This is a genomic window from Aestuariivita boseongensis, from assembly GCF_001262635.1.
Taxonomy (GTDB): Bacteria; Pseudomonadota; Alphaproteobacteria; order Rhodobacterales; family Rhodobacteraceae; genus Aestuariivita; species Aestuariivita boseongensis.
In genome coordinates this window covers 1-6,416 of sequence record NZ_JXYH01000087.1, presented here as the reverse complement: position 1 = coordinate 6,416, position 6,416 = coordinate 1, and the positions used below count along the sequence as shown (strand labels likewise).

Sequence of the window (6,416 nt, the reverse complement as noted above, 5' to 3'; positions counted from 1 at the left end):
TGGCGCGTGCCGCCGTTGCCGCGACCCAGATCATCGCGACCGGCATGAAGATGGCCAGCATCGTTATCATGGCATTCGCGCCGTCAAATCCGGCCTCGGGGCCGCTGGGCATCACCACAAAGAAGATGACCGCAGCCAGCACCCAAAGCGCACTGAGGGCGATGGCGACGATTTCAATATTCGTGACGCTTTGCTGCTCGGGCCGTTCATAGATCCCCAGACGACCGGGTTTGGCGCTACCTTGTTTTTTGTCTTGTGCGGCCATCTGCGTCTTTGGCTTTCCGCTGAGGGTTAGACGTAAGCGATCTTTAGAACTTCATAGGACTTCTCGCCCCCCGGCGTGCGCACTTCGACGCTGTCGCCTTCGTCCTTGCCGATCAGGGCACGGGCGATGGGGGATTTGATATTCAGAAGGCCTTTTTCGACATTGGCTTCGTGTTCGCCCACGATCTGCCAGGTCTTTTCTTCGTCGGTGTCTTCGTCGACCAGGGTGACGGTTGCGCCGAATTTGATGCTGCCGGAAAGCTTCGTCGGATCAATCACCTCGGCCAGGCCCAGCACGCCTTCAAGCTCCTTGATGCGCCCTTCGATGAAGGACTGCTTTTCGCGCGCGGAATGGTATTCTGCGTTTTCGCTGAGATCGCCGTGTTCGCGCGCTTCGGCAATCGCCTTGATGATTGCGGGGCGTTCCACGGATTTCAGGTTTTTCAATTCGGCTTCCAGCGCGGTGTAGCCTGCGCGTGTCATAGGAATTTTGTCCATGCCAGTCACTCATTCATACGGGTTGGGCCGCCGATCAGGTGATCCGCGGCCCCGAGGTTTCAAGTTGAATGTACCTGACAGATTGGGTGGAGGGAATGCAAGAGGGTTGGGACAGACCGGCTTTGGTTTGCCTGTGGGCTGTTCAGCTCGCGGGCACGGAAGCAAGGCCGCAGGCCGCGGTGCCAGCGCCTGCCTGTCCCCGCAGGCTGGCGCTTTGGCTGACCTCGGTGCGCCGATTATTCGTGATATGACTTGGCTGCCATAAAGTGCTGTGAATTGAGGGTGCAGCGCCATCCTACAGGCAGGCGCTGGCACGGTTCAGGTGTAACTGACCACCTCGTATTCGATGTTGTCGGCATCATGGAAATAGAACCTGAGCCCCGGTTCATAATCGGCGTGGTTCATCGGTTTGAACCCGGCGGCTTTGACCTTGGCTTCCAGCGCGTTGATGTCATCGGTGACAACCGCGATGTGGTTCAGGCCGCCAACGGTTGTGTAATTGCTTTCGGTCGGCTGTTTGGGCGTGCCGGGCGTGTAAAGCGCCACATAGCGGCTCTCGTCGCCCACATGGACGGTGTAGCCGCCCGAGATCGCGTCTCCGGACCAGCGGACATGCCAGCCAAAGACATCGCGCATCCAGGCGGCGGTCTTGTCGGGATCGGCGACGGTGTAGTTGGTGTGTTCAAGCGTTGTGGTCATCAGAAAGGCCTTTCCGTCTTGCTTTTTGGAGGACTGAGAGGCACACTAATTCCTCAACCTAACTTAAGGTCAAGGGATATTTTCATGGCAGCAGGCGTGTCGATTGGCGCATTGGCGGAACGCACTGGATTGGCCGTATCGGCGATCCGGTATTACGAGGAACAGGGGCTGGTGCATCCTTGGCGCAATGCGGGCGGGCAGAGGCGGTTTCACCGCGCCGATATCCGGCGGCTGAGCTTTGTGATGATCGCCCAGCAATTCGGCTTTACCCTGCCGCAGATTCGCGCGCAGCTCGATCAGTTGCCGGGCGGGCGCACGCCCTCGGCCGCTGATTGGGCCAGGATCAGCGTGACCTTCCGGGGGCATCTGGACAGCCGTATCGCCACGCTGCAAAAGCTGCGCGACAATCTGGATGGCTGTATCGGTTGCGGCTGTCTGAGCCTTGAGAAATGCAAGCTTTATAACCCCGATGACGTAGCCGCTGCGAAGGGCACCGGGCCACGGTATCTGATGGGCGATCGGCCTGACGTGCCGTAATTCGTGCGGAAATTGCCGGAACGTGACGGCAAATCGGGACAAATTGCCGTGTTCCGATTGACCTGAACCAACCGCAGCCGATATCTCACGCGACAGATTATTTCGCGCGAGGTGACTTGCGCGGCGGAAGCACAAGCCAGGGAGCCCCAGCATGGCCGAGATTGAACGCGAAGCGATGGAATATGACGTGGTGATCGTGGGGGCAGGCCCTGCGGGCCTGTCGGCGGCCATCCGTCTGAAACAGCTGGACGCGGATCTGAATGTTGTCGTGCTGGAAAAGGGCTCGGAAGTGGGCGCGCATATCCTGTCGGGCGCGGTGCTGGACCCCTGCGGTCTGGACGCGCTGATCCCTGATTGGCGGGACAAAGGCGCGCCGATCACCGTGCCGGTAAAGGAAGACAACTTCTATATGCTGGGTGAGGCGGGGCAGATCCGCGTGCCGAACTGGCCGATGCCGCCTTTGATGAACAACCACGGCAATTACATCGTGTCGATGGGCAATGTCTGCCGCTGGATGGCCGAACAAGCCGAAGAGCTGGGGGTTGAGATTTTCCCCGGTATGGCGTGTTCCGAGTTGGTTTACGGTGAGAACGGCGAAGTCAAAGGCGTGGTCGCCGGTGTGTTCGGGTTGGAGGCTGATGGGTCCATTGGCGAGAACACCGAGCCCGGCATGGAGCTGCACGGCAAATACGTGTTCCTGTCCGAAGGCGTGCGCGGGTCGCTGGCCAAGGAAGTGATCGCGAAATACGACCTGTCGAAAAGCAAGGAGCCGCAGAAATTCGGCATCGGCATGAAAGAGATCTGGGAGATCGACCCAGAGAAGCACCGCGAAGGCACCGTGACCCACACGATGGGCTGGCCTTTGGGCAAGGAAGCCGGTGGCGGGTCGTTCATCTATCACCTGGATAATAATCAGGTCTATGTGGGGTTTGTGGTGCACCTGAACTACAAGAACCCGCATCTGTTTCCCTACATGGAATTCCAGCGCTTCAAGCATCACCCGATGGTGGCCGAGCTGCTGAAGGGCGGTAAACGCGTGGCCTATGGTGCGCGGGCGATTTCGGAGGGCGGATACCAGTCCATGCCGAAAATGGTGGCGCCGGGTGTGGCGCTGCTGGGGTGTTCGGTGGGCATGGTCAACGTCCCGCGGATCAAGGGCAACCACAACGCGATGCTGTCGGGCAAGGCCGCGGCCGAGGCGGCGGTGGCTGCAATAAAAGAGGGTCGTGCCAGCGATGAGCTGACCGCCTATGAGACCGAGGTGCGCGAGGGCGCGATTGGTCAGGACCTCAAAAAGGTGCGCAACGTCAAGCCGATGTGGTCGAAATACGGTCTGGTCGCGTCGCTGGTGGGCGGCGGTCTGGATATGTGGACCAACACGCTGGGCTTTTCGCTGTTCGGCACGCTGGGCCACGGCAAATCGGATGCGGAGGCAACCGAACCCGCGTCAAAGCACAAGCCCATCGACTACCCCAAGCCCGATGGCAAGCTGAGCTTTGACCGGCTCACCAACGTGTCCTTCTCGTTCACCAATCACGAAGAAAGCCAGCCTGCGCATCTGAAGCTGCTGGATGATGCGGTGCCGGTAAATGTGAACCTGCCGAAATACGCAGGCCCCTCGGCCCGCTATTGCCCGGCCGGTGTTTATGAATTCGTGGAGGAAGAGGGCAAAGACACCCGCTTTGTCATCAACTTCCAGAACTGCGTGCATTGCAAAACCTGTGACATCAAGGATCCCAGCCAGAACATCAACTGGACGGTTCCGCAGGGCGGCGACGGGCCGAATTATCCCAATATGTGATCAATTCGCAGCGATCTGGCGGCAGGTTGCTCTTGCCGCCATTGCCTCTGCCCCAAGACCGTCCTAGCCTCTGTTACAGGTAACATTCTGTTGGCAGGAGCGAGTATGAGCGGGTTGCGTCGCATTCTTCTTTCGGGCGTTGTGGCTGGGATGGCGCTGAGCGCGCCTGCAGCGCTGGCCCAATCGAAATCCGGTGCCTACCTGGCAGGGCGACATGCCCTGCAAGTGAATGATTTCGAAACAGCGTCGCAGTATTTTTCACGTGCTCTGATGCGTGATCCGGGCAATGCCAACCTGATGGAGGATACGGTGCTGTCCTTTCTCGCCACTGGCGAGCTGGATCGCGCCATGCCTGTAGCCACCGCGATCGAAGATCAGGGCCTGCGCAGCCAGGTCGCCCATATGGTGGTACTGGCTGGTCTGGCCGATCAGCAGAAATATGATGACATTCTGGCGCGCGACGTCGAAACGCTGGGTGTAGGGCCGCTGGTTGATGGGCTGGTGAATGCCTGGGCCCATCTGGGGGCAGGATCGGTCAGCGATGCGCTTGCGGCCTTTGACGAGGTGGCCAACCAGAACGGTCTGCGCGGATTTGCCAATTACCACAAGGCCATGGCGCTTGCGATGGTGGGGGATTTCGAAGGGGCAGAGGCGATCTTTTCCGATCAGAGCATGGGCCGGGTGATGATGACCCGCCGTGGTGCGATGGCGCGGGCCGAGATCCTGTCTCAGCTGGATCGCAACGCTGATGCGCTGAGCGTTCTGGCCGAATCTTTCTCGGTCGGGTTCGATCCCAGCCTGACGGCCATGGCCGATACGCTGGCGGCAGGCAACAAGCTGCCCTTCAGCCATGTCACATCCGTGCGCGACGGGATGGCCGAGGTCTTCTTCTCCGTGGCCGCCGCGCTGAACAATGAAGCCAATGACCAATACACGCTGATCTATGGGCAGATCGCGTCTTTCCTGCGGCCTGGACACGTGGATAGTGCGCTTCTGGTGGCCGCGTTGCTGGATGACCTGGAACAATACGATCAGGCAATCGCCGTCTATAAATCCATCCCGTCAGGATCCCCCGATTTCTTTGCCGCCGAACAAGGCCGCGCTGACGCGCTGAGCCGGTCAGGCCGCCCGGATACGGCGATCGAGGTGTTGGAGCGTCTGGCCGTGGATTACCCGGATCTGCCGTCGGTTCATACCGCGCTGGGCGATCTGCACCGTCAGCAGGACAATTTCGCCGAGGCTGTTACGGCTTATGACAAGGCGCTGGATCTGACTGAAGAGGGCGCGCGTACCGAATGGTTCCTGCACTATGTGCGCGGGATCAGCCATGAGCGCCTGGATAACTGGCCCGAGGCGGAGGCCGATTTTCGCGCCGCTTTGGAGATGCGACCCGATCAGCCTCAGGTGCTGAATTACCTTGGCTACTCCATGGTCGAAAAACAGATCAATCTGGACGAAGCACTGGATATGATCGAGCGTGCGGTCGCCGCGCGGCCGGATAGTGGTTACATTGTCGACAGTCTGGGCTGGGTTCTGTACCGGCTGGGCCGCTATGAAGAGGCAGTGGGCCACATGGAACGCGCGGTTGAGCTGATGCCGGTGGATCCGGTCGTCAATGACCATCTGGGCGATGTCTATTGGGCCGTGGGCCGGTATCGCGAGGCGGAGTTCCAATGGAAGCGCGCGCTGAGCTTTATTGACCCGGAAGACACCCAGAACGAGGCCGATCCGGAGCGCATCCGCGCCAAGCTGGATCGAGGCCTCGACAAGGTGCTTGAAGAGGAAGGCGCCCCCCCGCTGAAAGTCGCGAATGACGACAGCTGAGGGGTTCGCCCCGGCCAAGATCAATCTGACCTTGCATGTGACCGGCCAGCGCGCAGATGGGTACCATCTGCTGGACAGTCTGGTTGTGTTTGCCGATGTGGGCGACCGGCTGTCTTATGATCCGGGGCCACAGATGGGGATCACCGTGACGGGGCCTTTCGGCCCCGGCGTGCCGTTGGATCGAAGCAATCTGGTTTGGAAAGCGGCAGAGGCCTGCGGCTGGACCGGGCATATCCATCTGGAAAAGAACCTGCCCCATGGCGCGGGGATTGGCGGCGGATCGTCTGATGCCGCCGCCGTGCTGCGCGATCTGGGCGGATCGGCGGAGTTGGCGCTGGGTTTGGGGGCGGATGTGCCGGTGTGCCTGAGCCAGGCGCCGCAACGGATGGCGGGGATTGGGGAGGTTCTGGCCGAGGTGCCCACGGTGCCTGCACTGGATCTTGTATTGGTCAACCCCGGTGGGCATGTGCCCACGCCGGACGTGTTCAAGGCTTTGGCAGTCAAGGATAATCCCGACATGGGGGCTTTGCCGGAGTTCGCAGACCGGGAGCAGTTTGTGGAATGGCTGGCCGCGCAGCGGAACGATCTGGAAGCGCCTGCTCTGGCGTTGGCGCCGCAGATCGAAGGGGCCTTGGCAGCGTTGCAGGGGGCAGACCTGGTGCGGATGTCCGGGTCCGGGGCCACGTGTTTTGGAGTATTTGCGGACGAAGCGCGGGCGGAGGCTGCGGCCCGGCGGATTGCCACGGCGCATCCGGATTGGTGGGTGGTGGCGTGTCGGAGTTTTGGGCGGGTG

General features: G+C 60.6%; 6 protein-coding genes and 1 pseudogene. 4 read left to right on the top strand and 3 right to left on the bottom strand.

Annotated features, from left to right (window positions below):
* The 3 genes and pseudogenes from TR61_RS18930 to TR61_RS18920 form a co-directional block, all read right to left on the bottom strand.
* A pseudogene (locus tag TR61_RS18930) lies at positions 1-265 on the bottom strand (hypothetical protein); the annotation flags it as partial.
* A 26-nt stretch (positions 266-291) separates the two neighbouring features.
* Complete coding sequence (gene greA / locus TR61_RS18925; RefSeq protein ID WP_050932096.1) at positions 292-762, bottom strand: transcription elongation factor GreA; 471 nt, start codon at positions 760-762, stop codon at positions 292-294.
* A 318-nt stretch (positions 763-1,080) separates the two neighbouring features.
* A complete protein-coding gene (locus tag TR61_RS18920) occupies positions 1,081-1,461 on the bottom strand; it encodes a VOC family protein (protein ID WP_050932095.1) in 381 nt (126 codons plus the stop codon).
* Between the two features lie 84 nt (positions 1,462-1,545).
* Here TR61_RS18920 and soxR point away from each other — a divergent pair, with 84 nt between their 5' ends.
* The 4 genes from soxR to TR61_RS18900 all read left to right on the top strand — a co-directional run.
* A complete protein-coding gene (gene soxR, locus TR61_RS18915; RefSeq protein ID WP_050932094.1) occupies positions 1,546-1,998 on the top strand; it encodes a redox-sensitive transcriptional activator SoxR in 453 nt (150 codons plus the stop codon).
* 151 nt (positions 1,999-2,149) lie between these two features.
* Positions 2,150-3,799 (top strand): electron transfer flavoprotein-ubiquinone oxidoreductase, encoded by a 1,650-nt coding sequence (locus TR61_RS18910; RefSeq protein ID WP_050932093.1) that lies wholly within the window; start codon positions 2,150-2,152, stop codon positions 3,797-3,799.
* Positions 3,800-3,904: 105 nt separating this feature from the next.
* Positions 3,905-5,623, top strand: coding sequence for a tetratricopeptide repeat protein (locus tag TR61_RS18905; protein WP_050932092.1), 1,719 nt, complete (start codon positions 3,905-3,907; stop codon positions 5,621-5,623).
* Positions 5,610-6,416, top strand: an 807-nt coding sequence (locus TR61_RS18900; protein WP_050932097.1) for a 4-(cytidine 5'-diphospho)-2-C-methyl-D-erythritol kinase, incomplete at its 3' end; no start/stop codon positions are given. The genes TR61_RS18905 and TR61_RS18900, both read left to right, overlap by 14 nt.

Coding starts and splice junctions, on each gene's coding strand:
- greA (WP_050932096.1), bottom strand. CDS start 762: ATGGACAAAATTCCTATGACACGCGCAGGCTACACCGCGCTGGAAGCC.
- TR61_RS18920 (WP_050932095.1), bottom strand. CDS start 1,461: ATGACCACAACGCTTGAACACACCAACTACACCGTCGCCGATCCCGAC.
- soxR (WP_050932094.1), top strand. CDS start 1,546: ATGGCAGCAGGCGTGTCGATTGGCGCATTGGCGGAACGCACTGGATTG.
- TR61_RS18910 (WP_050932093.1), top strand. CDS start 2,150: ATGGCCGAGATTGAACGCGAAGCGATGGAATATGACGTGGTGATCGTG.
- TR61_RS18905 (WP_050932092.1), top strand. CDS start 3,905: ATGAGCGGGTTGCGTCGCATTCTTCTTTCGGGCGTTGTGGCTGGGATG.